Here is a 24,948-nt window from a genome sequence, read left to right as displayed (position 1 = left end):
AAACCTGGCCACGCAGCTGTATCGGTTGGTCCAGCTTCCGTAGCGAGCGGCCCGAGGTTGCGTCGAAGCGCGCAGCCGTACTTGCGTACGGCGAGCACTGCAGGCGCAAGATCGGGCCGCGCAGTAGGAAGATGGCCCAACCGATGCGAGGTTGCGTCGAAGCGCGGAGCCGTACTTGCGTACGGCGAGCACTGCAGGCGCAAGATCGGGCCGCGCAGTAGGAAGATGGGCCAACCGATCAGGGGCGTTTCATTTGGCAGGAGGTCGGGGTGGAGGAGACATACGCGTCATACGTCTTCACCGCCGCGAAGTTATACCCGGTGTTCTCCACGTTGTAGGGGTGTTTGGCGTCCACCTTGTCCCAGACGGAGATGTAGAGCGGTTGCTGCAGTTGGTGGTCGGTCTTGCGCAACTCCACGTCGCCATTGAAGGTCTTGAACCGAAGCCCTTCCAGCGCGGCGGCCACCTTCACCGGGTCTGTGCTCTTGGCTTTGGCGATGGCGGTGCCCAGGGCGTTGTAGATGTGGATCACGCTGCCGGTATAGAAATCGTCGGCGAATTTGGCCTTGTACTCATTGGCCCACTGGTCCATCTGGCCGCCCATGTTGCTGTAGTTGTAGGCGACCATATAGACCCGCCCGGCGCCCGCCGCGCCCATGGCCGTGGGCGTGCCGGTGACCCCGGCGTAATAGGTGTAGAACTTGCCGTTGTAGCCGGCCTCATTCGCGGCCTTCACCAGCAGCGCCAGATCCGACCCCCAGTTGCCGGTGATGACCGTGTCCGCCCCGGCGGCCTTGATCTTGGCCACGTAGGGCGCAAAGTCCCGCACCTGGGCCAACGGGTGCAGGTCCTCCCCCACCACCTGGATGTCCGGCCGCTTCTTGGCCAGCATCTCCTTGGCGTACTTGGCCACCTGGTGGCCGTGCGCATAGTTCTGGTTGAGCAGGTAGACCTTCTTGACGTCCGGCTGTTCCTTGAGGAAGGTGGTGATGGCTTCCATCTTCATGGAGGTATCCGCATCGAAGCGGAAGTGCCAGTAGCTGCACTTGCTGTTGGTCAGGTCCGGGTCCACCGCCGAGTGGTTGAGGTAGAGCACCTCCTTGCCGGGGTTGCGCTCGTTGTGCTTGTTCACCGCATCGATGATGGCCAGCGCGGCGCCCGAGCCATTGCCCTGCGTCACGTAGCGCACCCCCTGGTCGATGGCGGACTTCAGCGCGTTGAGCGACTCGGCCGGGCTGAGCTTGTTGTCGATGGGGATCACCTCGAACTTCACGCCGGCCGGATTGGTGGCGTTGAACTTCTCCGCAAAGAACTGGAAGCTCTTCACCTGGTTCTGCCCCACCGGCGCCATCAGGCCGGACAAGGGGTCGATCCAGGCGATCTTCACCGTCTCCCCTTTCTGCGCATGGGCCGTGCCGGCGGCCAGCGCCAGCAAGGCGGCAAGCGCCAGGGGTGATGGGGACAGGCGGGTCGAACGCTGGCTGTGCGGGCTCATGGGTTTGTCTCCTGATATGGTTGTAGGCACGGCGTTGAACAGCGAGGAATCTCCGGCATGGCGCCGGAGCAGGACTCACACCGTCGGCAATGGGTGCGACTTGAACTGCTCACGCAACTTCAACTTGAGCATCTTGCCGGTGGCGGTATGGGGGATCTCGGTCACGAAGACCACGTCGTCGGGCACCTGCCAGCGGGCGATCTTGCCTTCATAAAAGGCCAGCATCTGCGCGCGGTCCAGCGTGGCGCCAGGCTTGGTCACGACCACCAGCAGGGGCCGCTCGTCCCACTTGGGATGTGCCACCGCGATGACCGCAGCCTCGTGCACGGCGGGGTGCGCCATGGCGATGTTTTCCAGGTCGATGGAGCTGATCCATTCCCCGCCCGACTTGATCACGTCCTTGCTGCGGTCCGTGATCTGCATGAAGCCATCTTCATCGATGGTGGCCACGTCCCCGGTCGGGAACCACAGGCCGGCATCACGGCCATCACGGCCGGTCACCGAGACCAGCGGCGAGTCTTCCTGGCCGTAGTAGCTGCCAATCACCCAGGGGCCGCGCACCACGAGGTTGCCGGCGCTACGCCCATCCCAGGGCAGTTCCTGGCGGCTGTCGTCGATCACCGTCATGTCGATGCCGTAGATCGACTTGCCCTGCTTCTCCAGCAAATGCCGCTGCGCCTGCGCGGACAACGCGAAGTGCTTGCCGCTGAGCTTGCTCAGTGTGCCCAGCGGGGAGAGTTCGGTCATGCCCCAGGCGTGGATCACCTCCACGCCATAGTCATCCATCAGCGTGGCCAGCATGGCGGGCGGGCAGGCGGAGCCGCCGATCACCGTACGCTTGAAGCTGCTGAACTTCAGCCCCTGGCTGCCGACGTAGTTGAGCAGGCCCAGCCACACCGTGGGCACGCCGGCGCTGAAGGTCACCTGCTCCTGCTCGAACAGCTCGTAGAGCGACTTGCCGTCCAGATGCGGCCCCGGGAACACCACCTTGGCCCCGACCAGCGCCGTGCTGTAGGGCAGCCCCCAGGCATTGACATGGAACATCGGCACCACGGGCAGGATCACGTCGCGTCGCGTGCAGGCCATGGCATCCGGCAATGCCGCACCGAACGCGTGCAGCACGGTACTGCGGTGGCTGTAGACGGCGCCCTTGGGGTGGCCGGTGGTACCGCTGGTGTAGCAGATGGTGGAGGCGGTGTCCTCGTCCAGCGCCGGCCAGATGTAGTGGCCGTCTTCGGCGGCGATGAGGTCCTCATAACAGCGCAGGTTCGGCAGCGTGCTGGCCTGTGGCATGTGGGCCCGGTCTGTCATCAGGATGAAGTGGCGCACCGTCTTCAGTTGCGGCGCGATCTTCTCCACAAGCGGCAGGAAGGTCAGGTCCATGCACAGCGCCGTATCACCCGCGTCATTGGCGATCCAGGCAATCTGCTCGGGGAACAGGCGGGGATTGATGGTGTGGCACACCAGGCAGGAGCCCGACGTGCCGTAATACAGCTCCAGGTGGCGGTGGCCGTTCCAGGCCAGGGTACCCACGCGCTCGCCGGCCTGCAGGCCCAGCCGCGCCAGCGCCTGTGCCAGTTGGCGCGAGCGCAGCTCCACCTCCGCCCAATTGCTGCGATGCAGGTCGCCCTCGCAGCGCTTGCTCACGATCTCGGTATCTCCGGCGTGCCGGGCCGCGTGCTGGATCAATGAAGAGATCAGCAACGGCATCGACATCATCTGGCCCAACAGTGCCATCCATGTCTCCTTGATCTTGGGGAAGCGCCGTGGCGCCTTCCGTATCCCGTCCGGCCCCTCATGCCTGGCATGAACGAAGACCCTGCGAGCTCGTCTTCGGGCCAGTCTACTGTCCAGCCCTGTGCGATTAACGTCACCCTAGTGACGCCACAGACCGTACGGCATAAGGATATTTACCTACGCAACCTGATCGAGGGGGCGGCGGGCACCCTGGCCGGCTTGCCCCTACGGCCACTGCGGCGGGGGGCGCTCGCTACACTGGCAGCATGAATGCGCCAGAGATGTTTGCGCCGAACGGGCCGGCCGCAGCGCCCTTTGCCCCCGGTTTCACCAACCGGTTCCACGGCCTCGGCCCGGATTTCTTCACCGAGTTGCAAGCGGCCTCACTGCCCAACCCGCACTGGGTGGCCGTGAGCGCCGGTTGCACGGCGCTGCTGGGCTGGCCCGCCCAGTGGTGGCAGGAGCCAGGTGCGCTTGCAGCCTTCAGTGGCAATGCCGCCTGGCCCGGCATGCGGCCACTGGCCAGTGTCTACAGTGGGCACCAGTTCGGTGTCTGGGCCGGCCAGTTGGGTGATGGCCGGGCACTGTGGCTGGGCGAGGTCGAGTCGCCGAGCGGGCCCCAGGAGTTGCAGCTCAAGGGGGCCGGGCAGACGCCCTACTCCCGTCGCGGCGACGGGCGCGCGGTGCTGCGCTCCTCCATCCGCGAATTCCTCTGCTCCGAAGCCATGGCGGCGCTCGGCATCCCCACCACCCGCGCGTTGTGCCTGGTGGGCTCGGGCGAGCTCAAGATCCAGCGCGAAGCGGTGGAGACGGCCGCCGTGGTGACGCGTGTGGCGCCCAGCTTCCTGCGCTTCGGCCACTTCGAGCACTTCGCCCATCACGGCATGCCGGACCAGCTGCGTCAGTTGTTTGACTATTTCGTCGCGCACTACGCACCCGAGTGCGCGCAGGCGCCCAACCCGGTGGCGGCGGTACTGGCCCGTGTGGCCGGCCAGACGGCCGAGCTCATCGCCCAATGGCAGGCCGTGGGGTTCATGCACGGCGTGATGAACACCGACAACATGTCCATGCTGGGCCTGACCATCGACTACGGCCCCTTCGGCTTCATGGACGGCTTCGACCCCGGCCACGTCTGCAACCACTCGGACCACCAGGGCCGCTATGCGTTCTCGCGCCAGCCCCAGATCGGCTTCTGGAACCTGCACGCGCTGGCGCAGGCCCTGTTCCCGTTGATGCCCAACGCGGAATCGGATGCGGATGCCGCCAGTGAAGAGCTGCAAGCCTCGCTGGAGGTCTACCGCGAACGCTTCGGTACCGCGCTGCCGGCGGCGATGCGGGCCAAGCTGGGCCTGTGGGAGACGCTGGACGAGGATGGCCCGCTCATCGACGACTGGCTGCGCCTGCTGGCCAAGCACCACACCGACTACACGATCGCCCACCGCCGCCTGGCCGTATTTGACCCGGCACAGGCGCTGGATGCGCCCGCCAATGCACCGGTGCGTGACCTCTTCCTGGACCGTCCCGCCTTCGACGCCTGGGCGGCCCGGTATGCCGAGCGCTTGAAGAAGGCCCCGGCAGACACATCTATGGCCCGTGCCGCACGGATGAATGCGGTCAATCCGGCGGTGGTGCTGCGCAACCACCTGGCCCAGACCGCCATCCAGCGTGCCGAGGCTGGCGACTTTTCCGACGTTCAGCGGCTGCAGCAGGTGCTCAGCCGTCCGTACGACGAACCGGCCAATCCTGCCGATGCCGATTTCCCGCCCAACTGGGCCCAACATCTGGAGGTCTCCTGTTCATCATGAGCAAGCCTGACAACAATCAAGAACGCGACCGCGACCACGACTACGAGGTTCAGAAGACCGATGCGCAGTGGCGCGAACAGCTGGACCCCATCCAGTACGAAGTGGCCCGCCATGCCGCCACGGAGCGGGCCTTCACCGGCAAGTACTGGGACCACTGGGAACAGGGGCGCTACAACTGCGTGGGCTGCGGCACGCCGCTGTTCCAGGCCGACACCAAATTTGATGCCGGTTGCGGCTGGCCGAGCTATTACGAGCCTGTGAATGCCGAAGTGGTGGAGCGGGTGGTGGACAAGAGCCACGGCATGGTGCGGGTGGAAGTGCGTTGCAACAAATGCGGCACCCATCTGGGCCACGTCTTCCCGGACGGCCCGGATCCGACCGGTGAGCGTTTCTGCATCAATTCGGCCGCGATAGACTTCGAGCCTCAGCGCTGAGCGCGTCCATCCTCCGCCGGGTCCCGCCCTGGGCCCTGGCTTTCCGGTATTTCGAATGAAGTTGTTGCTCGATTTCCTGCCGCTCCTGCTGTTTTTCGTGACGTTCAAGTATGCGGACGGGCAACCGGCGTGGGCCGCCAGTTTCGCCACGGAGCATCTGGGGTTCATCGTCTCGGGCGGCCAGGTGCCGGTGGAGGTGGCGCCGGTGCTGCTGGCCACGGTGGTGGTGATGGCGGCCACGGTCAGCCAGGTGCTCTTCCTCAAGATCACGCGCCGCAAGGTGGACCTGATGCTTTGGGTGAGCCTGGCACTGGTGATGGTGATGGGCAGCGCCACCATCTACTTCCACAACGAAGACTTCATCAAGTGGAAGCCCACGCTGCTGTACTGGGCCGTGGCCATTTCCTTCCTGTTCAGTCACCTGGTGCTGGGCCGTGTCCTGCTGCGCAAGATGCTGGGGGCGGAGTTGTCGCTGCCCGATGGCGTCTGGGCCCGGCTCAACTGGGCGTGGGTGGTGTTCTTCGGGCTGATGGGGTTTGCCAATCTTTACGTCGCTTACCACTTCGGCACGGCCGCCTGGGCCAACTTCAAGGCCTTCGGTTCGACGGGTTTGATGGTGCTGTTCATGCTGGCCCAGGGCGTCTATATCAGTCGTCATCTTCCAGAGACGGCCGAAGATGCCAACGGTGATGAAAACGCCGTGGCGCCAGAGGAGCGGCGGGGATGAACGAGCTGCAAACCCCGATGGAAAGCCCGCTCTCGGCTGTCATTGAAAGCCGTGTGCGAGCGGTGCTGACCCCTGACTTTCTTCACGTGCGCGACGACAGTGCCCAGCATGCTGGCCATGCGGGGGCGCGTGAAGGGGGGCACTATTACCTTGAAATCGTGAGCTCGCGCTTTGCCGGTTTACCCAGGGTGGCGCGACATCGGCTCGTATATGATGCCCTCGCCGATCTGATGAAGAAGGGCATTCACGCGCTGGCCATTGATGCACGCGCGCCCGACGAACAGCAGAACAAGGTCCATGAGCAGCGCCGTTGATCGGCGCTTTGTTTTGGAGCGTCATTGACGCTCACCGGGAGTCTCTGAAAGGCCCTTTATCCATGAAGAAGTTTGTGCTTGCCGCCACCATCGCGGCCATTGGCGCCCTGTCCCTGCCGGCCATGGCGCAGAACATTGCAACCGTGAACGGCAAGGCTGTGCCGAAGGCACGTGCTGACCTGCTGATTGCCCAGATCACCAAGGCTGGCCAGCCCCGCAATCCGGAAATGGAAGCCAAGGTCAAGGACGAAGTCGTGCTGCGTGAGATCTTCATGCAGGAAGCCGAGAAGCGTGGCCTGTCCGGCACGGCCGACTACAAGGCCCAGCTGGAACTCGCTCGCCAGTCGCTGCTGATCCGTGAGCTCTTTGCCGACTATGCGAAGAAGAACCCGGTGACGGACGCTGAAGCCAAGGCCGAATACGACAAGTTCAAGGCGCAGGCCAGCGGTACCGAGTACCACGCTCGTCACATCCTGGTGAAGACGGAAGACGAAGCCAAGGCGCTGATCAAGCAGCTCAATGGTGGCGCGAAGTTTGACGACCTGGCTGGCAAGAACTCCACCGACACGGGCTCTGCGGCCAATGGTGGTGATCTGGGCTGGTCCGCACCGGACGCCTACGTGCCCGAATTCAGCCAGGCTCTGGCCAAGCTGAAGGCTGGTGAAATGACGCAGACCCCGGTGAAGTCGCAATTTGGCTTCCACATCATCAAGCTGGAAGAAACGCGTGACGCGCAGTTCCCGGCTTTCGACGATGTGAAGGCCCAGATCGTCCAGCGCATCAGCCAGCAGAAGGTGGGCGCGTTCCAGGAAGAACTGCGCACCAAGGCCAAGACGGACTACAAGTTCTCGAACTGATTTCCGAACTGAAAGCGCTCGACGGCTGAGTATTCGGCCGTCATGATGCTGGCCCGCGATGCTGAACTTCAGCCGCGGGCCTTTTCATTTGTGGATGGACTTCCTACATGACGGCTTCCCGCCTTGCGAAGCGACTGCTTCCCTCCCCCGAATTTCTCTCCCGCACCAAGGGGCTGGGCTGGCTGGGGGGCTACCTGCGGGAGCGGCCGTGGCTGTGGGTAGCACATCGTCGGCGGGTGGCCTTGGGGGCGGCGCTGGGGTTGGCAGTGGGGGTGATCCCGTTGCCCACGCAGATGTTGCTGGCGGCGTTCGCGGCCATTGCCTTCCGGGCGAATGTTGCGGCGGCCATTGCGGCCACCTGGCTGACCAACCCGCTGACGCTGGTGCCCATCTGGGGGCTGGCCATCTTCCTGGGCCGCCAGGTGCTGGGCATTCACGGGCCGATCTCGGCGCCGCGTGAGCTGGCGCTGGATTGGGGAGACCCGGGCAGTTGGTGGCATGCCGTGACCCAGTGGTTCGCCGAACTCGGGACACCCCTGCTGGTGGGGCTGCCGCTGGCCGGCGTGGTCCTGGGGGCCGGGCTCTATGTGATCGTCTACGTCGGGTGGTGGGCGGTCATTCGGCTTGAACGGCGGAGGCGGTTGCGGGAACGGGCATTGCGGGGCTGAGCGGCATGCTGGATGGTGGGGGAGCGATATGGGCTTGCCTGTGGGTGGTGCGTGGGAGGAACCACGACCAAACCCCCGATCCCCTCAAGCAGGCAGATCCGCCAGCGTCACATCCTGAAGATGTCCCGCCGCAATTTTCAGTTGTCGATCGCATTGCCGCGCAATGTTCTGGTCGTGCGTGACCATCACCAGCGTGGTGCCCAACTCCCGGTTGAGGTCGAACATCAGCTTCATCACCTGTTCGCCGGTGGCGAAGTCCAGGCTGCCTGTGGGCTCGTCGGCCAACAGCAGATCGGGTTGCTGCACAAACGCGCGTGCCAGCGCCACCCGCTGCTGCTCACCGCCGGACAGCACACGCGGATAGTGGGCGAGGCGTTGCCCCAGCCCTACCCGCTCCAGCATCTGGCGCGCCAAACCGCGCGCATCGCGCTCACCGCGCAACTCCAGCGGCAGCATCACGTTCTCCAACGCCGTCAGGTGACCAAGCAGTTGGAAGCTCTGAAACACAAACCCCAAATGCGCGCCCCGCAATGCGGCGCGACCGTCCTCGTCCAGCGCGAACATGTCTTGCCCGCGCAGCTTCACCGTCCCGGTGGTCGGTGTATCCAGGCCCGCCAGGATCGACAGCAACGTGCTCTTGCCAGACCCGGAAGCGCCCACGATGGCCACAGATTCCCTGGCCTGCAACTGGAAGTTGATGTCATGCAGAATGGTCAGCACGCCACTGGCGTCCTGAACCGATTTGTTGACGTGATCGACCTCGAGGATGTTCTGAACCATGAATCAACCGCTGTTGCGCCGCCGTGAGTGGATGTTGCACTGTAGCGCCAGTCTCCTGACCGCGAGTCTGACACTGCCTTTGGCGGCACCTGCCGCCGCACAAGGAAAGTCCGCATCAGCCGCCAGGCCCGCCGCCGCTGGCGCCCCGCGCATCCTCGTGCTGGGCGACAGCCTCTCCGCCGAATACGGCCTCGCCCGGGGCACCGGCTGGGTCGCCCTCCTCGGCCAGCGCCTGCAGGCCCAAAAGCTGCCTGCCGACGTGGTCAACGCCAGCATCAGCGGCGACACCACCTCCGGCGGCGCCTCCCGCCTGCCCGCCCTCCTCCAGCAGCACCACCCCACCCTGCTCATCATTGAACTCGGCGGCAACGACGCCCTCCGTGGCCTCCCACTGAACATGACGCGAGACAACCTGCGCGCCATGGTCAAGGCCGGCAAGGCCTCGGGCGCCAAAGTCCTGCTCGTCGGCATGCAAATCCCTCCCAACATGGGCCCCGGCTACACCCGCGACTTCGAGGCCGGCTTCAAGACCGTCGCCCAAGAGGAGAAAGTGCCCCTGGTGCCCTTCCTGCTGGCCGGCGTCGCCGACCGGCCCGATGCCGCCGACTGGTTCCAGGGCGACCGTATCCACCCCCTGGCCAAGGCACATCCGCAGATGCTGGACAACGTCTGGAAGGTGCTGCGGCCCATGCTCTGACACCGCCGCAGGCGTTCCACACGCCATGCGCACCCGCCATCTGCACAGAGCCCGCAGGTGCGCTGCTCGGTTGTACCGAACACATCCGCAGCCCCGACCGGCGCCCACCCACCCCGAGCGCGGCGATCATGCCAGGCACCGTCGTTTGACATCCCATGTTTGACCAGGAGTCTTCATGACCGCTGTTGTTGCCCAGGCCGCACTGGCCCTCACCCTGGCCGCCTCGGCCATCGCCGTCACTGCCGCACCGGCGCAGGCGCCTGCCGCCCCCACCTATGGCCCGCAGCTCGAAGGCTTCACCTACCCCTACCCCATCCAGCGTTTCCGCTTCACTTCCCAGCAGCAAGCGCTGGAGATGGCCTACATGGATGTGCCGCCCAAGGGTGAGCCCAACGGCCGCGTCGCCGTGCTGCTGCATGGCAAGAACTTCTGCGGCGCGACCTGGGAATCCACCATCCAGTCCCTCACTGGCGCAGGCTTTCGGGTGATTGCACCCGACCAGATCGGCTTCTGCGCCTCCTCCAAGCCGCGCGGCTACCAGTTCAGCTTCGCCCAATTGGCGGCCAACACCCATGCGCTGCTGCTGTCGCTGAACATCCCCCGCGCCACCATCATCGGCCACTCCATCGGCGGCATGCTCTCCCTGCGCTACACCCTGCAATACCCGCAGGCCGTGGAGCAGCTCGTGGCCGTCAACCCCATCGGCCTGGAAGACTGGCAAGGCCTGGGCGTGCCCTACGCCACCGTGGACTCGCTCTACCAGGGTGAACTGAAGACCAGCTTCGACTCCATCAAGACCTACCAGCAGCGCTACTACTACCACGGCAACTGGAAGCCGGAGTACAGCCGCTGGGTCTCCATGCTGGCCGGCCTCTATGCGGGCCCCGGCCGCGAAACCTTCGCCTGGAACCAGGCCCAGACCACCGAGATGATGTTCACCCAACCCGTGGTGCATGAGCTCGACCGCATCAAGGTCAGGACCGTGCTCATCATCGGCCAGAAGGACCGGACCGCCCCCGGCGCCACCCGCGCCAGCGCAGAGCTGCAGCAGAAGCTGGGCGACTACCCCACGCTGGGCCGCCGCGCGGCGCAGGCCATCGAGGGCGCCACCCTGATCGAGCTGCCCGAACGGGGCCACGCGCCGCAGATGGAAGCCCCGGAGGAGTTCAATGCCGCACTGCTCAAGGGCCTGGGCGTCAGCAGCAACTGATACCGACCCGTTCGCGACTTGATGCACACTGAGACAGGATCTTCACCGTATTGCATCAGGTTTGACAAACTCGCTTTACCGCCGAGTCAACACCCTCAGGCGGGCTTGCTGCATCATTCCGGCGACATTGTTCAGAATGACTCATGCCCTTGCCTGACGCCTCCGGGCGGTCGCCCCGCGGCCGCCATGCACGCCCCGCCATTGCTTCCCGCCAGTTCGTGTCCCTGCCCCTGCCCGCCTCGCTGCTGAGTCTGGTGCTGGGCCTGACGCTGGCCGGCTGTGTCAACCTGGCACCCGACTACGCCCAGCCCCGCCCCGCCGTGCCCCACGAGGGCATCGCTGCTGCGCAGGACGCCGCCCAGGTCCCCTGGAAAACCGTCTTCACCGACAGCCGGTTGAAGGACACCGTGGCCCTCGCGCTGGCCAACAACCGCGACCTTCGCGTCGCGGCACTCAACGTCGACAAGGCCCGCGCCGCCTTTGTGCAGACCGATGCCCAACGCTGGCCCACCGTCACGGCCGGTGCCAGCGCCAGCCGATCCAACGCCGGCCAGGCCGTTTCGGCCCAATTGGCCCTCACCAGCTTTGAACTCGACTTCTTCGGCCGCGTCCGCAACCTCAGCGCTTCGGCCGAAGCCTCCCTGTGGGGGCTGGACGAAACCCGGCGCAGTGTCCAGATCAGCCTGGTGGCCGAAGTCGCCACCGCCTGGCTGACCTGGGCCACCGACCTGCAGCGCCAGGAACTGGCCCGCCAGACCCTGACCAGCCAGGAACGCACCCTGGCCCTGACCGAACGCCGCCACCTCGTGGGCGCGGTCTCCGGCCTGGCCCTGGCGCAGGCCCAGACGTCGGTGGAGTCGGCCCGTGCCGATGTCGCCGCCTACCCCGCCACGCTCGAACAGGACCGCCACGCGCTGGAACTGCTGCTGGGCGCCGCCCTGCCCGAGGCGCTGCTGCCCCGCGCGGAGGATGCCCAGCGCGAACTCAGCGCCCTGGTGGACCTCCCCGCCGGCGTGCCCTCCAGCGTGCTGCTGCGCCGCCCCGATGTGCGCTCGGCCGAGCAGTCGCTGATCGCCACCCATGCCGACATCGGTGCCGCCCGCGCCGCTCGCTTCCCCACCATCAGCCTGACTGCCAGCGCCGGCCGCAGCAGCACGGCGCTGTCCGACCTCTTCAAGTCGGGCAACGGCAGCTGGAACATCGGCCCCTCGCTGTCGGTGCCGGTCTTTGATGCCGGCGCCAGCCGCGCGGCCGTGCGCCAGGCCGAGATCGGCCGTGACATCGCATGGGCCACGTACGACAAGACGGTGCAGACCGCCTTCAAGGAAGTGGCAGACGCGCTCTCCGTGCGCGCCACCGTCGGCGACCGGCTGGCCGCCCAGCAGACCCTGCTGGACGCCACCGAACGGCAGGTGCAGCTGGCCGAGGTGCAATACCGCGCCGGCAGCAGCACTCAGCTCGACGTGCTGGATGCCCAACGCTCGCTCTACGCCGCGCAGCAGTCGCTCATCACGCTGCGCCTGACCGAACAGCTCAACCGCATCGCGCTCTACAAGGTGCTCGGTGGCGGTTGGAGCGAAGACAACACCCCATCCATCTGAGGATTCCGGAATGAAGAACTGGTTGAGGCCAGGGCGGCTGGCGCTGCTCGTGCTCGTACTGGCGGTGCTGGCCATGGTGGCCAAGCAGATATGGTTCAGCCCCCCGCCCCCGCCACAGGTCACGACCGCCGCGGTGGAACGTGGCGACCTGGAGGAATCGGTGCTGGCCACCGGCACCATCAACGCCTTCAAGCTGGTGAGCGTGGGCGCCCGCGCCACCGGTGAAGTCAAACGCCTGCATGTGGCGCTGGGCGACAAGGTCAAGGAAGGCCAGTTGATCGCCGAGATCGACGCCCTCACCCAGCAGAACTCGCTGCGTGACGCCCAGGCCTCCCTGCGCAGCGCCGAGGCGCTGCTCGCCTCCCGCCGCGCCACACTGGCCCAGGCCGAACTCACGCTCAAGCGCCAGCGCGCCCTGAGCGAGGCCGACGCCGGCGCTCGTGCCGACCTGGAAACCGCCGAGGCCACCCTGGGCACCGCCCGCGCCGACGTGGACTCCCAGCAGGCCCTGGTGGCCCAGGCCAAGGTCAATGTGGACAGTGCGGAGCTCAACCTCGGCTACGCCCGCGTGCTCGCCCCGATGGACGGCACCGTGGTGGCCATCGTGACGGAACAGGGCCAGACGGTGAACGCCACCCAGTCGGCGCCCACCATCATCAAGCTGGCCCGCCTGGACACCATGACCATCAAGGCCAAGATCTCCGAGGCCGACGTGCCGCGCGTGAAGCCCGGCATGCCGGTCTACTTCTCGCTGCTGGGTGAGCCGGACCGCCGCATCCAGGCCAGGCTGCGTGCCATCGAGCCGGGCGACACCACGCTGGCGGACTCCAGCACCAGCTCCTCGACCACCACCTCCAGCAGCTCCAGTTCCAGCACCACCAGCGCCATCTACTACAACGGCATCTTCGATGTGCCCAACACCGACGGCCTGCTGCGCATCAACATGACGGCGCAGGCCACCATCGTGCTGAACCAGGCCAAGGGCGTGCTGACCGTGCCCGCCGCCGCACTCGGCAAGAAGGACCCGCAAGGGCGCTACCAGGTGCGGGTGCAGTCGCCGGACGGACGCATGGAGCCCCGCACCGTGCGCATCGGCCTGAACAACCGTGTGCGCGCCCAAGTGCTGGAAGGCCTGAACGAGGGAGACCGCGTCGTCACCAGCGAAGCGCTGGCCGGTGCCAAGCAGGACAACGGCGGCCACCGCGGCCCGCCGCCGATGTAAATGGCAGCGCTGCTCGAACTGCGCGGCCTGGTCCGCGAATTCCCCGCCGGTGACGGCGTGGTGGCGGTGCTGCGGGACGTGGATCTCAGCATCGAGGCCGGCGAGATGGTGGCCATCATCGGCCCCTCCGGCTCCGGCAAATCCACGCTGATGAACATCCTGGGCTGCCTGGACCGCCCCACCCGCGGCAGCTACCGCGTGGCCGGCCAGGAGACGGGCGCCATGGGCCCGGACGACCTGGCGCGCCTGCGCCGTGAGCACTTCGGTTTCATCTTCCAGCGTTACCAGTTGCTGGGCGACCTGAATGCGCTGGGCAATGTCGAGATCCCCGCGATCTACTCCGGTACTGCCGCGCAACACCGCCACGAACGCGCCCGGGCGCTGCTCACGCGGCTGGGCCTTGCCGAGCGCCTGACCCACCGCCCCGGCCAGCTCTCCGGCGGCCAGCAGCAACGGGTTTCCATCGCCCGCGCGCTGATGAATGGCGGCGACGTCATCCTGGCCGATGAACCCACCGGCGCGCTGGATCAGGCCAGCGGCCGCGAGGTGATGAAGATCCTCGAAGAGCTGCATGCGGACGGACACACCATCATCCTGGTCACCCATGACCCGCAGGTGGCGGCACACGCGCAGCGGGTGATCGAGATCAGCGACGGTGTCATCGTGGCCGACAGGCGGCGCCCGGACGCCGCCGCGCCGGCGGTGAAGGCCGCGTCAGAAGCGGCCTCGGCCGGCACCTCCTGGGCCGCCGTCCTGGGACGCGTGGCCGAAGCCACCCGCATGGCGCTGCGCGCCATGGCGGCCCATCAGTTGCGCACGCTGCTGACCATGCTGGGCATCATCATCGGCATCGCCTCGGTGGTGTCGGTAGTGGGCCTGGGCCAGGGCACCCGGGAGAAGGTCCTGGCGGACATCAGCTCCATGGGCACCAACACCATCGACATCATGCCCGGCAGCGGCTTCGGCGACCGCCGGGCGGATGCCGTCCGCACCCTGCGGGCTGGCGACGCCACTGCGCTGGGCCAACTGGACTATGTGGACAGCGTCACACCGTCCGTGAGTGTCAGCGCCGGCCTGCGCTACCGCAGCATCGACGTCACCGCCACCATCACCGGGGTGGGAGAGCAGTATTTCCGGGTGCGCGGCTACACCTTTGCGCAAGGGGCTTCCTTCAGCGCCGAGGAGGTGCGCGCCCAGGAACAGGTGGCGGTGATCGACGACAACGCCCGCAAGACCCTGTTCCCCAACGGCGAAGCGCCGCTGGGCGAGGTGATCCTGCTGGGCAGCGTGCCGGTGCGCATCGTGGGGGTGACGGAGAAGAAGTCCAGCGCCTTCGGCAATGACGACGCCATCAATATCTGGCTGCCCTACACCACGGCGATGACCCGGATGACGGGGCAGGACTACCTGCGCAGCATCACCGTGCGGGTGAGCGATGCGGTGCCCAACGCGGCTGCGGAGGAAGGCATCAAGACCTTGCTGGCGCAGCGCCACGGACGTGTGGACTTCTTCATGATGAACACCGACAGCATCCGCAAGACGGTGGAGCAGACCACGGCAACGATCACGCTGCTGATCTCCTCCATCGCGCTGATCTCGCTGCTGGTGGGGGGCATCGGCGTGATGAACATCATGCTGGTGTCGGTCACCGAGCGTACCGGCGAGATCGGCGTCCGCATGGCGGTGGGCGCGCGGCAGAGCGACATCCTGCGCCAGTTCCTCATCGAGGCGGTGCTGGTCTGCCTGATCGGCGGTGGGCTGGGCGTGGGGCTGGCGGTGGGCGGCAGCCTGCTGTTCGACCATTTCGCCAGCGGTGCGGGCTTCCGCATGGTCATCTCCACCACGGCCATCGTCGGCGCTTTTGGCGTCTCCAGCCTCATTGGCGTCATCTTCGGCTTCCTGCCGGCACGCAATGCGGCGCGGCTGGATCCGGTGGAGGCGCTGGCCAGGCCCTGAGCTGCCTGGGCGCGGACATGTTCCGGCCCCTTTGTGTCGAAGCTGACGCCAATCGTGCATACGGCGGCGAAGCTCGCACACTAGGCTTGCACCTGTGCGTTCAACCCTGCGCACAGGAGCACCTGCATGATGATGCAAAACCTGGGCGCGCGAAGCTTCGCCTTCTGCGCCGCCTTGACCTTTTCCCTCGGTCTTACCGTCCCATTGGCCGGCTGCGGTGGCGGCAGTTCCAGCAGCGACAGCAGCGCGGAAGCCACCACCAGCAGCGCCCCCACGGTGACCACCCAACCGGTGTCGCAAAGCGTGATTGTGGGCGCCAGTGCGTCCTTCTCTGTCGCGGCCAGTGGCAGTGGCACCCTGGCCTATCAGTGGCGCAAGGCGGGCAGCGCCATCAGCGGCGCCACGTCGGCCAGCTATGCCATCAGTGCCGTCGCCACGGGAGACGCTGGCAGTTATGACGTGGTTGTCAGCAACAGCATTGGCAGCACCACCAGCAGCACCGCCACACTCACGGTGACAACGGCCGCTGGCGTCACGGCTCCGGCCATCACGACGCCACCCACGTCGCAGGCGGTCGCCACGGGCGGCAGCATCACGCTGACGGTGGTGGCCAGCGGCAGCACGCCGCTGACCTACCAATGGGCCAAGGACGGAACCGCCATCAGCGGCGCCACCTCGGACAGCTACACCATCAGCGCGGCCACCAGCAGCGATGCCGGCAGCTACACGGTGACCGTGAGCAATGCGGCCGGCACCGCCACCAGCAGTGAGGCCACGATCACCGTCAGCACCAGCAGCGGCAGCAGCGCCCTCGCTGCCACCGTGACCACCGCCGCCCAGAGCTTCTACGGCACGCTCAGCAGCAGCCAGCAAAGCAGCGTGCAGCTGAGCTGGAGCCTGGACACCGCCCGCAAGTGGTCCAACCTGCCGGCCGCCATGGTGGCACGCAATGGCGTGGCCCTGAGCAGCCTGAGCACGGCCCAGAAAACCGCAGCCAACACGATGATCGCTGCGGCCCTGAGCACCAGCGGCAACACCCTGTGGCAGGGTCTGCTGGCTGCGGACGACTACCTCTATGCCATTGGCGGGGGCAGCAGCTATGGCAGCGGCAACTACTACATCGCCTTCATTGGCACACCGTCGGCCACCAGTTTCTGGGTCTTGCAGCTCACTGGCCACCACCTCACCTACAACATCGCATTCAACGGCACCACCAAGGGCCCCACGCCGCTGTTCCTCGGCATCGAACCGCGCACCAGCTTCACCGTCAACGGCGCCACCTATGACCCGATGTCGGCCCAGCGCACCAGCGTGTCCGACCTGGCCACGGCGCTGAAGAGCTACAGCGCGGCCGCCCTGAGCGGCACCTACGCGGACCTGCTGTTCGGCGCCAATGGCTCGGGCAATATTGACGGCACCTACCCCAAGTCCTACCCCAGCGGCACCAGTGGCCGGGGCGTGCTCTACAGCGCCCTCTCCACGGCCGACCAGGCCAAGGTCAAGGCCGTGATCCAGGCCTATATCGGCACCCAGGCCACCGAATACGCCGATGAGCTCAGCGCCGCTTACCTCAGCGACACCGCCTTGGCCCAGACCTATGTGGCCTATGCCGGCGCGGGTGACGTGGCCACGTCGGGCAGCTACGTGCGCGTGGATGGCCCACGGGTGTGGATCGAGTTCTCGGTGCAAGGGGGCGTGATCGTGCGCAACGACACCCACTACCACACCATCTTCCGAGACAAGACTGGAGACTACGGTGGCAAGTGCTGCTCATGAGCCTGGTGACGCCAATATGGCCGATTCGAAGGTTGGCCATGGTGCCCGTGCACCGGCCCGCAGCCGCCGCCTGGGTCTGGCCAGCATGGCCGACGAGGTATGGGCCTGGCTGGCTGCCCTGATGGGTGCGGCGGTGGCGGTGGGTGCCACCCTCTTGCTGGCGCTGTTCGGCCTGCTGGGCGGTGCATCGGACGCCGCTGCTCACCCCATGCCTGAAACCCGAATGTGGGTAGACAGCATGCATACGGGCGTGCGGCTGACCCTGCAGATCCCGCTCAACCGCCTGGAGTTTGCCTATGGCCAGCCACTGGCGGCGACACCGGAGCGGGTGTTGCCGGCGCAGGCCGAGGGGCTGTCGCGTTACCTGCTGCAGCATATCGGCGCCCGCTCGCGCCATCTTGATTCCGGCACCGACGGGGACCTGGGCGGCGAACTGGGCTGGCAGGTGCTGCGCCCCACGCTGCGGGTGATCGGTGAGGCGCCCTTTGCCGAACTGGAAGCGGTGCTGGAGCTGCGCGCGCCACCGAAGGCCGATGCGCGCCACTTCGAGCTGCTGTTCGACGTCGTGACCCATGAAGTGCGCACGCATCGGGCGCTGGTCTACCTGCGCAACGATTGGGGTGCCGGCCAGGTCAACGAAGCGCCGCTGTGGTTGGGCGGCTTCGACACGGAGACCCGACGCATGCAGGTGGACCTGGGCGCTCCCCAGGCGGGCGCCAGCTGGCAGCGCCTGCTGGCCCAGGGGGCCCATCACATTGCCGAAGGCACGGACCATCTGCTGTTCCTGCTCACGCTGCTGCTGGTGGCGCCGCTGGCCGCGCACCGTCGTCGCTGGACGCTGGTCCGGGCGCCACGTGCGGCCGTGCGGCAGATCCTGTGGGTGGTCAGCGCCTTCACCTTCGGTCACTCGCTGACCTTGGCGCTGGGCGCCTGGGGCTGGATACGGTTGCCGTACGACCTGGTCGAGGCGCTGGTAGCTGCCTCCATCATCGTGGCGGCATTGCACGCCTGGCGGCCCTTCATGGGCTCGGCGGGTGCGGCAGTGGCTGGGGGCTTCGGCCTGTTGCATGGCCTGGCCTTCGCCAGCAGCCTCTCCGGTGCAGGACTGACGTGGTGGCAGCTGGTGCAGGCGCTGCTGGCCTTCAACCTCGGCATCGAGGCCATGCAGCTCGTGGTGGTGGGTGTGGTCATGCCCCCTGTGCTGCTGCTGGCGCAGCATGCGCCCGCTGCCTATGCCAGGCTGCGTGTGAGCGGTGCCATCCTGGCCGGCCTCGCAGCCGGGATCTGGCTGATGGACCGGCTGGGCGCGCAGGTCGCGCCGCTGACAAGCGCTGTCGACCGTGTAGCCGACTTCGCACCGGCTGCTGCTGCAGCGCTGTGGTTGGTGGCACTGCTGGCCTGGTGGAAAGACCGGCATGGTGGCCGCAAGGGCCAGCACCGGGCCATGGCGCTATGAACAAGGCCCGACACGGGTGCGCATCTGGCGCATCCGTGTCGGGCCCTGGACAGGGGCGAGTGGATCAGCGCCCGCTCAACGTTCGTTCTGGCGGCGGTCGTCACCGCGACCACGCGGCGGCTCGGCCTTCTGATTGGGCTGGCCCTGTGCCTGCTGCTGTTGCTGCTGTGGCTGTTGTTGCGGCTCCGGTCGGCGTTGAGGCTCGCGACGCGGGGGTTCCACGCGCATTTGCGGTTGCTGCTGGGGTTGAGGCTGCTGCTGCTGCTGCGGTTGCTGCTGCGGCTGCACCGGGCGCGGCATCTCCACACGCGGCGCCTCACGCTGCACGTCGCGGATCATCTCGCGCGGGTTGTCGCGGCGCGGGTCTGCGCGCGGCGTTTCCACACGCGGCGCCTCGAAGCGCGGTTGCTCGACACGCGGTTGCTCCGTGCGGGGCGGCTGGGGGACGTTGAAACGTGCCGGCTCGTCGCGCCGCCCGTTGTCCTGGCGGTCATCCCGTTGATAACGCGGCTGATCACGCTGCTGATCCCGTGTTTGCTCACGTTGCTGTTCACGCGGCTGATCCCGCTGCTGCTCCACTTCGCGGATCAGGTTCTGCATCCGTCCGCCGGGTTGGTTGGCCGGTTGCGCAGGCTGCGGGTTGCCAGGGCGGCCGTCATTGCCGCGTCCGTCATTGCCACGGCCATCGTTCCCACGGCCATCGTTGCCGCGGCCCTCGTTGCCCCGACCGTCGTTGCCCCGTCCCTGGCTGCCATTCTGGATACCCGGTGTGGGCACCTGGATGGGTCGGCCTTGTTGGGCCCGATCGTCCCGGCCATCGCGGCCCGGACGGGTGTCGGCCCGCCCGCCGTCCGGGCGTCCGTCCGGGCGTCCATCCGGACGTCCTTCAGGCCGACCATCGGGTCGGCTTCCGGCGTTGCCGCCGGGACGGTCCTGCCAGGTGCGTTGAGGCGCTCGGGGCGCGGCGATTGGCAGTGGGCGGGTCACCGGCATGGCATTGAACAGCCGGTTGTGTTCGCGCTCGAAGCGGAACTGCGGCGAGGGGTCGTTCGGGCGCGGCACGCGGCCGGGTTCGATGCGTGGGTTCACACGGCGCCAGTAGTCTTGCGAATAGCGGCCACCGGGCGGCATATAGGCTTCACGCGGGGCCAGCGGCACCCAGGCGCCGTAGCGGGGCGGGGGTGGGCGGCGGCCGCCGATGGCGACGTTGATGCTCAGGCCGGCGCCGCCGACCCAGCCCACCATGGCGGGCGCGTAGGCGGGGCGTGCCTCATAGGGGCCGGGCACCCAGCACCAACGGTCGCGCCAGTAGGCCCAGCGGCCGTAGTGGAAGGGGGCGAAGCCCCAGGGCATGTCGTCCACCCAGGTCCAGCCCCAGCGGGCGCTCCAGACCCAGCGGCCATAGCGGTACGGGGCCCAGTCTTCCACGACCACGGTGGTGGGCACCCACACGTTGCCGTATTCCGGCGATTGCTGCCAGGTCCCGTAGCGGCCCAATTCTTCCACCCCGGTCATTTCCGGCGACACCACATTGGCGGGCACTGGCAGGTTGATGGCGGCCCGCTCGTCGGTCAGGAGGACCTGGGCGAACTCATCGCGATCCAGGGGTTGGCGTTCCGTTCTGGGGCCATCGTCCCACCAGAACTCGGCCTGTTCATTCGTGGCCATCCACACCGGGGGCACATCGCTGGCGCGGGAGTCGAAGCGCAGCTTGCCTTGCCAGGCCTGGGCCTGGCTGCCCCTATCCAGTTGCGTCACGCGGTACAGGCCTTCGCGTTCAAACGAGAAGCGGCCTTCCAGCGTCTGCAGCGTCCATTCGTCAGCTGCCTGGGGCGAGCGCAGCCGCACACCGGCGGCACCCCGCACGATCTGCACGGACACCCGTTGATCGGCCAGCGCATTGAATTCGATTTCCGAACGTTCATCCAACCAAAGGGTGCTGGAGCCGACGGTCAGAGTGGCGCCGGAGCGGTCGTCGCTGCGGATGCGGTCCCCTTCGCCGAGGCTCTGGTTGCGTTGCAACTGCTGCCATTCCCGGCCTTCCGGGTCGTAGATCCAGACCCCGGCGCTCACTTCGGCGACTCGGCCGGCCCGGGTGGGCACGTCGCCCTGCCCTGCGGACGACTGGGCCAGCGCGGCCGTACTGCCGCCCACCAGCATCAGAACGCCGAGCAGCGCCTGTCCGGCCTGGCGCAACAGCGCACTGGACGGGTGCCGCGCGGGGGCGACGACTTGGGTGGTCGCCTTGGAGAACAGGCTGTCGAGGGCCTGGAATGGTCGTGAGATGAACGACAAGAAGGTCATGCGATCGGCTCCACCGGAATGGAAACTAAGGAACCCGGCACCCTCATCACAGATCCCACGAGGGATGCCGAAGTTTCTTAACGGTTTTGACACCATTTGGTGGACGCCCGCTTACAACTTGACGCCCTGTTGCCATGGCGTCAAGCGACGTCGTCCACGAAGACTCCCCGCTAGCCGCTACCGCAATTTGCAAGGTCGGCAGTACTCGGTTGGGGAAAGTGACGGTTGGGTGCCCTTTTCCGGAAGTGAAGGAAGGAATGGCCCGCGGAGCGGGACAGGAGGGACATGAAGGAAAAGGGTAGCCGGCCGGCGCTTTCCCGCGCAGTACTCCGTTGGGGACAGTGACAGATGAGCAAGGGCCGTAACGGGCCCGACCGCTCAATCGTCGCTCTTCGGATCCATCCCCGGAAACAGGATCTCCGTAAACCCGAACCGCGAGAAATCCTTGATCCGCATGGGATACAGCGTGCCCACCAGGTGGTCGCACTCATGCTGTACCACGCGTGCGTGGAACCCATCCACCTCCCGGTCGATCGTATTGCCCTGGGCGTCCACCCCTTGGTAGCGGATCCGTTTCCACCGTGGCACCACTCCTCGCAGACCGGGCACGGACAAACAACCTTCCCAGCCCTCTTCCTGCTCCTCGGACAGCGGCGTGATCACGGGATTGATCAGCACCGTCATGGGCACTGCCGGCGCGTCCGGATAACGTTCATTGCGATTGAACCCGAACACCACCACCTGCAGGTCCACGCCGATCTGCGGTGCTGCCAGCCCGGCGCCGTTGGCGTCGGCCATGGTGTCGAACATGTCTTTGAGCAGGGCGTGCAGCTCGGGCGTGTCCAGGGCGGCTACGGGTTGAGCGTGGCGCAGCAGGCGGGGGTCGCCCATTTTCAGGATTTCTCTAATGGCCATGGGGCCTCCTCGAAGGGATGCGTTATCGCGTAATCTGGGGCCATTCTAAGAAGCCACCGGGAGACACTGCTTGAGTGATCCATTGAGTCAGCCATCGAGCCAACCAGCCAGCCCGCCGTCGAGTCACCGACCGAGCCCCCCGTCGGGAGGGAGGCTACCGCTTCCCCACTATCTCGAAGACCTCGGCCACGGCATTTTTGCCATCGACACCGCCTTCCAGCGCGACCACTTCGACGCGGCCTATCTGGTCGTTGACAACGGCCGGGCGGCCTTCATCGACACGGGCACCCGCCACGCCGTGCCTCGCCTGCTGGGGGCACTGGAGGCGCTGGGGCTTCCTGCGAGTGCAGTGGACTGGGTGATTCCCACGCATGTCCACCTGGACCATGCGGGTGGTGTCGGGCCCTTGATGGAGCGCTTGCCTGCAGCGCGGCTGCTGGTCCACCCGCGTGGCCTGCGGCACATGGTCGATACCTCGGCTTTGTGGGCGGGCGCGCTGGCGGTGTATGGCGAGGCGGAGATGCAGCGCTCTTATGGTGTGCTGGTGGGGGTGCCTGAGGCGCGGGCGGTCTCCAGCACGGATGAGCAGTGCATCACCTTGGGGACGCGCACCCTGCGGCTCATCGACACACCGGGCCATGCCCGCCATCATCATTGCATCTGGGATGAGGCCAGCGGCGGCTGGTTCACCGGAGACACCTTCGGTCTTTCCTACCGTGAATTTGACGACGGGGGCGGTCGCGCGTGGATCATGCCCACCAGCACCCCGGTGCAATTTGAACCGGACGCCTTGATCGCCTCCATCCAACGGATGCTGGAGACCCGACCCCGCCAGATGTTCCTGACTCACTACGGCGCGGTAGGACGAGACCAGGCCGATGTGCAACGGCTCGCGGACCTGCTGATCAGCCAGATCCGCGAGATGGCCGCCCTGGCCCAGCACCTGCGCCACGCGCCTGACCGGCATGATGCACTCAAGCGCGAGTTGCTTGCGCTCTATCAGCGCGGCGTGGCCCAGCACCTGGGCGGCACCATGGACCCCACCCACGTAGCCGCCCTACTGGCCATGGACGTGGAGCTGAACGCCCAAGGCCTGGCCGTCTGGCTCGACAGGAATTAGCACACCACCCGGAGCACACCACCGAGAGCACACCACCGAGATCCCCTTAGCGTGGGAGCGCTGGTTAGGGGCGAGCAGGCCGGCGCCGGGCCGCCCCAAGGCGGCCTGCCAGCCCCCTTGGGGGGCGGACTGACCGAGCGCGTTCAGCGCGAATCAGGCCGGGGGCCAACATCCACCGAGCCCGTTCAGCGCGAATCAGGCCGGGGGCCAACATCCACCGAGCCCGTTCAGCGCGAATCAGGGGGGGCCAACCACTGAGGTCCTTAGCGTGGGAGCGCTGGTTAGGGGCGAGCAGGCCGGCGCCGGGCCGCCCCAAGGCGGCCTGCCAGCCCCCTTGGGGGGCGGACTGACTGAGCGCGGTCAGCGCGAATCAGGCCGGGGGCCTCATCTATGCATCCAGGTTCAGTTCCTGGATCTTGCGCGTGATGGTGTTTCGACCGATGCCCAGCTTCTGCGCCGCCTCGATCCGACGCCCACGCGTCAGGTCCAGCGCTGTCAGGATCAGGCTAGCCTCGAAGCGCCTTGTCAGCACGTCCCACACATCCGGCTCGCCCGCGGCCAGCAGGCGACGCGCTTCACGCGCCATCTCCGCCACCCAGGCATCCGGCGACGCCATCACCGGCATGGCCCCGGGTGCCGCCACCGGCAACGGCAGGCTGGTCAGCCCGCTGCTCACCGGCACGACATCCGACACACCAGACGACACCGTGCCCGGCGTGGCCAGCAGTTCCTGCGGCAGGTCCTTGGCCTCCACCACGAGGCTGGGCGCCATCACGCTCAGCCAGTGGCAGATGTTCTCCAACTGCCGCACGTTGCCGGGGAAGTCGAAATTCACCAGCCGCTGCAGCGCGGCCTCGGACAGGCGCTTGGTCTCCACCCCCAGCTCCGCAGCGCTGCGCTGAAGGAAATATCGCGCCAGCAGCGGCACGTCCTCGCGGCGTTCGCGCAGCGGGGGCAGCCGCAGGCGGATCACGTTCAGGCGGTGGAACAAGTCTTCGCGGAAGCGGCCTTCCTTGACCAGGGTTTCCAGGTTCTGGTGGGTGGCAGCGACCACGCGCACATTGGCGCGTTGCGGGCTGTGGCCGCCCACGCGGTAGAACTGGCCATCCGACAGTACCCGCAGCAGACGCGTCTGCAAGTCCAGCGGCATGTCGCCGATTTCGTCCAGGAAGAGCGTGCCGCCCTCGGCCTGTTCAAAACGCCCGCGCCGCGTGGCCTGGGCACCGGTGAAGGCGCCGCGCTCATGGCCGAACAGCTCGGACTCCAGCAGGTCCTTGGGGATCGCCGCCGTGTTGATGGCCACGAACGGACCTTCCGCACGCGGGCTGTGCTTGTGCAGCGCACGCGCCACCAGCTCCTTGCCGGAGCCGGACTCGCCGGTGATCAGCACCGTGACATGGCTCTGGCTCAGGCGCCCGATGGCACGGAACACGTCCTGCATCGCGGGGGCCTGACCCAGCATCTCCGGCATCTGGACCTGCGTCTCTTCGGCCACCGCCTCACGCTGGCTCTCTTCCTGCGCCCGGCGGATCAGCTCCACCGCACGCGGCAGGTCAAAGGGCTTGGGCAGGTATTCGAAGGCACCGCCCTGGAAGGCGGAGACCGCGCTGTCCAGATCGGAATAGGCCGTCATGATGATGACCGGCAGGCCAGGCAGCTGCTTCTTGATGGTACTGAGCAACTCCAGCCCCGAACCACCCGGCATGCGGATATCGGAGACCAGCACCTGCGGCGAATCCTCTTCCAGGGCCGCGAGCACTTCGCGGGCCTGGCTGAAGCTGCGTACCGGCAGACCTTCGCGCGTCAGCGCCTTCTCCAGCACAAAACGGATTGAGTGGTCGTCGTCAACTATCCAGATCGACTTCATCTAAGGC

The 24,948-nt window shown here is 66.8% G+C and carries 20 protein-coding genes; 14 read left to right on the top strand and 6 right to left on the bottom strand.

Annotated elements, in window-relative coordinates; all coding sequences use genetic code 11:
* Window positions 1–238 precede the first annotated feature (238 nt).
* Together BMY53_RS10945 and BMY53_RS10940 are read right to left on the bottom strand one after the other, a co-directional pair.
* Entirely contained in the window at window positions 239–1,495 is a 1,257-nt protein-coding gene (locus BMY53_RS10945; RefSeq protein ID WP_092946422.1) for a branched-chain amino acid ABC transporter substrate-binding protein, read from the bottom strand.
* A gap of 75 nt (window positions 1,496–1,570) precedes the next feature.
* Window positions 1,571–3,232 carry a 3-(methylthio)propionyl-CoA ligase gene (locus tag BMY53_RS10940; RefSeq protein WP_092946420.1) on the bottom strand — a complete coding sequence of 554 codons (1,662 nt, stop codon included), beginning with the start codon at window positions 3,230–3,232 and terminating at the stop codon, window positions 1,571–1,573.
* Between the two features lie 281 nt (window positions 3,233–3,513).
* On the opposite strand from BMY53_RS10940, the gene BMY53_RS10935 reads away from it, so the two are divergent.
* From BMY53_RS10935 to BMY53_RS10910, 6 genes are all read left to right on the top strand, one after another.
* Entirely contained in the window at window positions 3,514–5,037 is a 1,524-nt protein-coding gene (locus BMY53_RS10935) for a protein adenylyltransferase SelO (RefSeq protein ID WP_255370138.1), read from the top strand.
* Window positions 5,034–5,471 carry a peptide-methionine (R)-S-oxide reductase MsrB gene (gene msrB / locus BMY53_RS10930; protein WP_092946416.1) on the top strand — a complete coding sequence of 146 codons (438 nt, stop codon included), beginning with the start codon at window positions 5,034–5,036 and terminating at the stop codon, window positions 5,469–5,471. The genes BMY53_RS10935 and msrB overlap by 4 nt, the downstream gene beginning before the upstream one ends.
* 55 nt (window positions 5,472–5,526) lie before the next feature.
* Entirely contained in the window at window positions 5,527–6,198 is a 672-nt protein-coding gene (locus BMY53_RS10925; RefSeq protein ID WP_092946414.1) for a septation protein A, read from the top strand.
* Window positions 6,195–6,512: a BolA family protein gene (locus tag BMY53_RS10920; protein WP_092946412.1), complete on the top strand. Its 318-nt coding sequence runs from the start codon at window positions 6,195–6,197 to the stop codon at window positions 6,510–6,512. The genes BMY53_RS10925 and BMY53_RS10920 overlap by 4 nt, the downstream gene beginning before the upstream one ends.
* 62 nt (window positions 6,513–6,574) lie before the next feature.
* Window positions 6,575–7,369, top strand: a complete 795-nt coding sequence (locus BMY53_RS10915; RefSeq protein WP_092946410.1) for a peptidylprolyl isomerase — start codon at window positions 6,575–6,577, stop codon at window positions 7,367–7,369.
* 107 nt (window positions 7,370–7,476) lie between these two features.
* Complete coding sequence (locus BMY53_RS10910) at window positions 7,477–8,037, top strand: DUF2062 domain-containing protein (protein ID WP_092946408.1); 561 nt, start codon at window positions 7,477–7,479, stop codon at window positions 8,035–8,037.
* Between the two features lie 84 nt (window positions 8,038–8,121).
* Here BMY53_RS10910 and BMY53_RS10905 read toward each other — a convergent pair whose 3' ends face one another.
* Complete coding sequence (locus BMY53_RS10905; RefSeq protein ID WP_092946406.1) at window positions 8,122–8,817, bottom strand: ABC transporter ATP-binding protein; 696 nt, start codon at window positions 8,815–8,817, stop codon at window positions 8,122–8,124.
* A gap of 31 nt (window positions 8,818–8,848) precedes the next feature.
* Between BMY53_RS10905 and BMY53_RS10900 the strand changes: the two genes are divergently transcribed.
* From BMY53_RS10900 to BMY53_RS10870, 7 genes are all read left to right on the top strand, one after another.
* Window positions 8,849–9,514, top strand: coding sequence for an arylesterase (locus BMY53_RS10900; protein ID WP_092946591.1), 666 nt, complete (start codon window positions 8,849–8,851; stop codon window positions 9,512–9,514).
* 175 nt (window positions 9,515–9,689) lie between these two features.
* Window positions 9,690–10,724, top strand: coding sequence for an alpha/beta fold hydrolase (locus tag BMY53_RS10895; protein WP_092946404.1), 1,035 nt, complete (start codon window positions 9,690–9,692; stop codon window positions 10,722–10,724).
* Window positions 10,725–10,867: 143 nt separating this feature from the next.
* A complete protein-coding gene (locus BMY53_RS10890; RefSeq protein WP_092946402.1) occupies window positions 10,868–12,325 on the top strand; it encodes an efflux transporter outer membrane subunit in 1,458 nt (485 codons plus the stop codon).
* 10 nt (window positions 12,326–12,335) lie between these two features.
* On the top strand, window positions 12,336–13,547 hold the full coding sequence (locus BMY53_RS10885) for an efflux RND transporter periplasmic adaptor subunit (RefSeq protein ID WP_092946400.1): 1,212 nt from the start codon (window positions 12,336–12,338) through the stop codon (window positions 13,545–13,547).
* Entirely contained in the window at window positions 13,548–15,503 is a 1,956-nt protein-coding gene (locus BMY53_RS10880; protein WP_092946399.1) for a MacB family efflux pump subunit, read from the top strand. It abuts the gene before it with no gap.
* A gap of 126 nt (window positions 15,504–15,629) precedes the next feature.
* Window positions 15,630–17,279 carry a DUF3500 domain-containing protein gene (locus BMY53_RS10875; protein WP_255370136.1) on the top strand — a complete coding sequence of 550 codons (1,650 nt, stop codon included), beginning with the start codon at window positions 15,630–15,632 and terminating at the stop codon, window positions 17,277–17,279.
* A 16-nt stretch (window positions 17,280–17,295) separates the two neighbouring features.
* Window positions 17,296–18,735: a HupE/UreJ family protein gene (locus BMY53_RS10870; RefSeq protein WP_092946397.1), complete on the top strand. Its 1,440-nt coding sequence runs from the start codon at window positions 17,296–17,298 to the stop codon at window positions 18,733–18,735.
* Window positions 18,736–18,810: 75 nt separating this feature from the next.
* Here BMY53_RS10870 and BMY53_RS10865 read toward each other — a convergent pair whose 3' ends face one another.
* Both BMY53_RS10865 and def read right to left on the bottom strand, forming a co-directional pair.
* Complete coding sequence (locus tag BMY53_RS10865) at window positions 18,811–21,039, bottom strand: DUF6600 domain-containing protein (protein WP_092946395.1); 2,229 nt, start codon at window positions 21,037–21,039, stop codon at window positions 18,811–18,813.
* A 378-nt stretch (window positions 21,040–21,417) separates the two neighbouring features.
* Window positions 21,418–21,954, bottom strand: coding sequence for a peptide deformylase (gene def / locus BMY53_RS10860; RefSeq protein ID WP_092946393.1), 537 nt, complete (start codon window positions 21,952–21,954; stop codon window positions 21,418–21,420).
* A 70-nt stretch (window positions 21,955–22,024) separates the two neighbouring features.
* Between def and BMY53_RS10855 the strand changes: the two genes are divergently transcribed.
* Window positions 22,025–23,074, top strand: a complete 1,050-nt coding sequence (locus BMY53_RS10855; protein ID WP_255370135.1) for an MBL fold metallo-hydrolase — start codon at window positions 22,025–22,027, stop codon at window positions 23,072–23,074.
* 388 nt (window positions 23,075–23,462) lie between these two features.
* Here BMY53_RS10855 and ntrC read toward each other — a convergent pair whose 3' ends face one another.
* The gene (gene ntrC / locus BMY53_RS10850) at window positions 23,463–24,941 is read right to left on the bottom strand and encodes a nitrogen regulation protein NR(I) (RefSeq protein ID WP_092946389.1); all 1,479 of its coding nucleotides are present in this window, start codon (window positions 24,939–24,941) and stop codon (window positions 23,463–23,465) included.
* Window positions 24,942–24,948 lie beyond the last annotated feature (7 nt).

It is taken from the genome of Roseateles sp. YR242 (assembly GCF_900109745.1).
Classification (GTDB): domain Bacteria; phylum Pseudomonadota; class Gammaproteobacteria; order Burkholderiales; family Burkholderiaceae_C; genus Roseateles.
Note: the sequence above shows the minus strand (reverse complement) of the source record. Positions and strands in the feature narration are given on the sequence as shown.

Excerpts from the sequence above, each read along its gene's own strand:
- BMY53_RS10945 (WP_092946422.1), bottom strand. The coding sequence starts at position 1,495 with ATGAGCCCGCACAGCCAGCGTTCGACCCGCCTGTCCCCATCACCCCTG.
- BMY53_RS10940 (WP_092946420.1), bottom strand. The coding sequence starts at position 3,232 with ATGGCACTGTTGGGCCAGATGATGTCGATGCCGTTGCTGATCTCTTCA.
- BMY53_RS10935 (WP_255370138.1), top strand. The coding sequence starts at position 3,514 with ATGTTTGCGCCGAACGGGCCGGCCGCAGCGCCCTTTGCCCCCGGTTTC.
- msrB (WP_092946416.1), top strand. The coding sequence starts at position 5,034 with ATGAGCAAGCCTGACAACAATCAAGAACGCGACCGCGACCACGACTAC.
- BMY53_RS10925 (WP_092946414.1), top strand. The coding sequence starts at position 5,527 with ATGAAGTTGTTGCTCGATTTCCTGCCGCTCCTGCTGTTTTTCGTGACG.
- BMY53_RS10920 (WP_092946412.1), top strand. The coding sequence starts at position 6,195 with ATGAACGAGCTGCAAACCCCGATGGAAAGCCCGCTCTCGGCTGTCATT.
- BMY53_RS10915 (WP_092946410.1), top strand. The coding sequence starts at position 6,575 with ATGAAGAAGTTTGTGCTTGCCGCCACCATCGCGGCCATTGGCGCCCTG.
- BMY53_RS10910 (WP_092946408.1), top strand. The coding sequence starts at position 7,477 with ATGACGGCTTCCCGCCTTGCGAAGCGACTGCTTCCCTCCCCCGAATTT.
- BMY53_RS10905 (WP_092946406.1), bottom strand. The coding sequence starts at position 8,817 with ATGGTTCAGAACATCCTCGAGGTCGATCACGTCAACAAATCGGTTCAG.
- BMY53_RS10900 (WP_092946591.1), top strand. The coding sequence starts at position 8,849 with ATGTTGCACTGTAGCGCCAGTCTCCTGACCGCGAGTCTGACACTGCCT.
- BMY53_RS10895 (WP_092946404.1), top strand. The coding sequence starts at position 9,690 with ATGACCGCTGTTGTTGCCCAGGCCGCACTGGCCCTCACCCTGGCCGCC.
- BMY53_RS10890 (WP_092946402.1), top strand. The coding sequence starts at position 10,868 with ATGCCCTTGCCTGACGCCTCCGGGCGGTCGCCCCGCGGCCGCCATGCA.
- BMY53_RS10885 (WP_092946400.1), top strand. The coding sequence starts at position 12,336 with ATGAAGAACTGGTTGAGGCCAGGGCGGCTGGCGCTGCTCGTGCTCGTA.
- BMY53_RS10880 (WP_092946399.1), top strand. The coding sequence starts at position 13,548 with ATGGCAGCGCTGCTCGAACTGCGCGGCCTGGTCCGCGAATTCCCCGCC.
- BMY53_RS10875 (WP_255370136.1), top strand. The coding sequence starts at position 15,630 with ATGATGATGCAAAACCTGGGCGCGCGAAGCTTCGCCTTCTGCGCCGCC.
- BMY53_RS10870 (WP_092946397.1), top strand. The coding sequence starts at position 17,296 with ATGGCCGATTCGAAGGTTGGCCATGGTGCCCGTGCACCGGCCCGCAGC.
- BMY53_RS10865 (WP_092946395.1), bottom strand. The coding sequence starts at position 21,039 with ATGACCTTCTTGTCGTTCATCTCACGACCATTCCAGGCCCTCGACAGC.
- def (WP_092946393.1), bottom strand. The coding sequence starts at position 21,954 with ATGGCCATTAGAGAAATCCTGAAAATGGGCGACCCCCGCCTGCTGCGC.
- ntrC (WP_092946389.1), bottom strand. The coding sequence starts at position 24,941 with ATGAAGTCGATCTGGATAGTTGACGACGACCACTCAATCCGTTTTGTG.